Raw genomic sequence first — 3,507 nt, 5'->3', positions numbered from 1 at the left:
GGGCTATCCGCGCAGGTCGAGGGTGTAGATGAGGTCGTCGTGCAAGGTATTGCGCAGCAGGTAGGCCTGGGGCACACGGCGGGCGAGGGTGAAACCGCATTTTTCCAGAAGCCGGCAGGAGCCGTCGTTGCCGTCGGTGACAGTGGCCTCCAGCGACTTCAGGTCACTGTCGGCGGCGAATGCCACGATGGCCCGCAGCGACTCGCTGCCCAGGCCCTTGCCGTGCCAGTGCGGCAGCAGCAGGTAGCCGACCTCGGCGTGGCCGGGGCGCAGCACGCGCAGGCCGGTGACGCCGACGTCGCAGCCACTGGCCTTGTCGACCATCACCAGGCACAGCCAATGCTCCGCTTCGGGCGACCACTGCGGCAGGCGGTGTTCGAAACCACGGCGCACTTCGCTTTCCGGCAGTTCGTCGAACACATGGCGCATGGTGTCAGGCTCGCGGTGGAGCCTGAGGAACAGTGGCCAATCGGCTTCGTTCAGGGGGCGCAGGTAGAGGCGGTCGGTGTGCAGCTCCAGCATCCGGTGCTCCTTGCGGGATTGGGGAGGGCAGGGAGTTTTTACGCCGGACGCCGGGAATGTTCAAGGCTTGGATGTACGCCGTATCAAAGCCCCACCCAGCGCACTCTGCCACCCAATTGCACCACCTCGCCCTCTGGCGTGGGCAGTGCCCGCCCCAGCAGCCCCATGCCTTCGCTGACCAACACCCCATCGCGCACCAGGCACAGGTTGGACGGCGTATCCAGGCCTTGGGCAAGCACCGTTACCTGCTCGGTCTGCAGGTTGCAATGCAGGAGCCTGCCTGAGAAACGGGTGAAGCCGCCATGCCGCGGTTCGCCGTGCCAGTCAGGCGTCAAAGGTTGCTGCACGCTGTCGCAGAGCTCCAGCACCAGCAGGTTGCCGTTGCGATCCAGGGCCAGGCCGGTGGGCAGTTGCAGCCCCTGGACAACCACCTCGATGCGTCCATCGGCTGGCCAGACCCGGATGACCCGTCCGGCCCTGTCTGCAAAGTCGATGCCCTTGCGCAGCGGGTCACCGTGCAGCTCGCCGGAGAACAGGCTGATCAGTACCGCGTCCGTGTCGGGTTCGTACACCAGTGTGACGGGCACGGCCTCCTGGCCTTGCTCCAGTTCGGGCAACTGCGCCAGCACGCGCTCGTGCTGGCCATCGACGAACTCCACCAACTGGTTGCTATCGGGCTTGACCGCCAGCCAGCTGTGCCGGGTTGGATGAAAGCACAGTGCGTTGAGGTTGCCGCGGCTGTGGAACACCGGCTCGGGCGGGTTGAACTGCAGGTCGAGCAACCTCGAGCCCTCGACATAGTCGGTCTGGCTGGCCAGGCAGCGTCCGTCACCGCAGGCGATGTCCGACAACCCCATGATTTCGTCGCGCAACATGCGCGCCTGCATGTTCATGGCGCGAAAGCCCTGTGCCAGGGTTTCCCGGGGCATGTAGGCGCCGGGTGAGGTCGGATCCTGTTGCAGTCGGCTGATCCGGCCGCTGAAGGGCTGCTCGGGCAGGCCGGAGCCGGCCTCGGCCAGCAGCAGGCTGCCATCGGCCTGCAGGCAGATGCCGCGTGGGTTGAGCAGGCCCTCGGCGACGAGGGTACTGGGGCGCAGCGTTTCGCGTGGATGTGTGGGTACATGAACAGGTGCAGGCATCGGCTTCTCTCCGTGAGCGAACAGGGGTAGCGGCTACTGCGGTGGCTGCCACGGCTCGCCGGTGAGGTAGGCGCGCAGCAGGGCCCGCTGACTCGGCGACATCGAGCGCACCACCGGCATGAACAGCGTGGTGCCTTTGTAGGCATCGGCGGTGCGGGCGAGGATCGGCCCCTTCGCCGCCATGATCGCGTCGGGCTGGTTCAGCGGCACGTACCGGGACATGGCAGGGAAGGCCAGGTAGTGAAAACGCAGCACATTCGGGTACACCTGCTGCCAGGTGATGGTGCTGCCCGCGGCGATGCCGAAGTCGGTGCTGGCGAATTTGCGGAAGTTGGTGAAAAAACTGCCGGCGGCCAGGCCGTTAACGGAATAGCTCAGGGCGACGAACCCGGCCTGTGCGTCGGTACCGGGCTTGACCTTGACCGGCAGGTTGACCGCGAGCTGGCCGGCGTCGACGACCAGGACCTCGGGCACGTCGAGAAAGTCCCAGTTTTCCGGCGCTCCGTAGTCCGGGCCGGAAGGGCCGGTGTCGAGCGCTATCTTGCTGAGGGTGGTGACCGGGCCACCCAGGTAGCGGACCTGCAGGGTGATCGACAGGCCGTCGGGGTAGTCCTCGGTGTAGACATTGCGCTGGTCGGCGTAGACCCGATAGACCGATTCGCACGCATGCAACAGGGTGCCGGCGACGGCGCCGGGGGCGTCGACGTGCAGCACCGAGGTTTTCGTCGCTTGCTGCTGGCTGGCGTCGAGTGGCAAGTCGACCAGGCCACCATACACGTAGTAGTTGAGCAGCAGGTCGCTGTTCGGATCGAGCGTGGCCAGGGGTACGGTACCGGCGGTGAAGGTGACCGGCCCGTAGTTGGCGTTGGGCCCGATGGGGCTGGTGATGTCGTCGCGCACGGCCCTGAAGGTCTGCTTCGGAATCAGGTTGACCATGTCGACGCTCAGCAGGCCGCTGCTGGCAAGCTCGGCGTAGGCGGTGCCGCCGGTGCTCTGGTTGACCAGCTGGCGTCCGGGCTGGCAGTTGGCGGGCTCGTTGGCAAAGGCCGGGGCCAGGGTGCCGATGACCCGGCCGATGCTCGGGTTTGGGGTGTATCGACCTGCGGCGTAGTCGGCGTCCAGTTGCGCGCTGGTCATCGCCGGGCACATCTCGAACATCACGAAGCGCAACACGATCCCGGTCGCCCCGGGCGCCTGGATGATCGCGCGCAGACCCGGACTGTCGCGGTTCCAGCTGACGATGCTGGTGAGCGGGAAGGTCAGCTGGAAGGTGCCGCTCAGGCGGAACGAGCCCGGCGCGTCCATCGATGCGGGCAACAGCACGCGCTTCTTCACATCGAGGCTGCTGCAGACGGTGTCGCAGCGGATCAGCAGCTGGGTATCGCTGGTGCCGCCGATCTGCAGGCCGCCGACGAAGATCTGTGTGGTGGTCGTCGAGGTCGGGTCCAGGTCCACCATCATCGGGCCGGAGTTGGTTGGCTGGCCGGTCGCCGGGTCCAGCGAGCCAAGCAGGTATACCGGTTGCCCCACCAGGTCACCGCTGGTACTGACGCTGCCTGGGCTGCCCTGCGAGCTGATCATGGCGTTCTGCACGTCGACCAGGTGTTGCCCGTAATGATTCCAGCCCCCCGCGGTGTAGTAGTTGCTGTTCGGCGCATTGAGCATGTCGTTCAACTGCTCGTCTGTATAGGACTGGGCCCCCGGCGCCAGGGTCGAGGTGGTCAGGTCGAAGATCGGCCACTCGTCGTTGCCATCGAAGGGGATGGTCGGCGAGTTGTTCGGCAGGCTGACATCGGTGCGGATGCCACCCCAGAAGTTCAGGCGTGGGCCGTTCAGGATGCTCATG

Annotated in this window: 3 protein-coding genes; all 3 read right to left on the bottom strand. The window is 66.2% G+C overall.

Features of this window, described 5'->3' with window-relative positions:
- Window positions 1-3: 3 nt before the first annotated feature.
- The 3 genes from ACQ4OD_RS01290 to ACQ4OD_RS01280 all read right to left on the bottom strand — a co-directional run bounded on the left by ACQ4OD_RS01290 (window position 4) and on the right by ACQ4OD_RS01280 (window position 3,506).
- A complete protein-coding gene (locus ACQ4OD_RS01290; RefSeq protein ID WP_198754131.1) occupies window positions 4-522 on the bottom strand; it encodes a GNAT family N-acetyltransferase in 519 nt (172 codons plus the stop codon).
- Window positions 523-605: 83 nt separating this feature from the next.
- On the bottom strand, window positions 606-1,661 hold the full coding sequence (locus tag ACQ4OD_RS01285) for a hypothetical protein (protein ID WP_198754132.1): 1,056 nt from the start codon (window positions 1,659-1,661) through the stop codon (window positions 606-608).
- Window positions 1,662-1,694: 33 nt separating this feature from the next.
- The gene (locus ACQ4OD_RS01280) at window positions 1,695-3,506 is read right to left on the bottom strand and encodes a hypothetical protein (RefSeq protein WP_430943754.1); all 1,812 of its coding nucleotides are present in this window, start codon (window positions 3,504-3,506) and stop codon (window positions 1,695-1,697) included.
- Between the last annotated feature and the right edge of the window lies 1 nt (window position 3,507).

The sequence above is a fragment of the Pseudomonas sp. WC1 genome, assembly GCF_050586565.1.
Taxonomy (GTDB): Bacteria; Pseudomonadota; Gammaproteobacteria; order Pseudomonadales; family Pseudomonadaceae; genus Aquipseudomonas.
The sequence above is the reverse complement of the archived record's forward strand: the minus strand, read 5'-3'. Positions and strand labels throughout refer to the sequence as shown.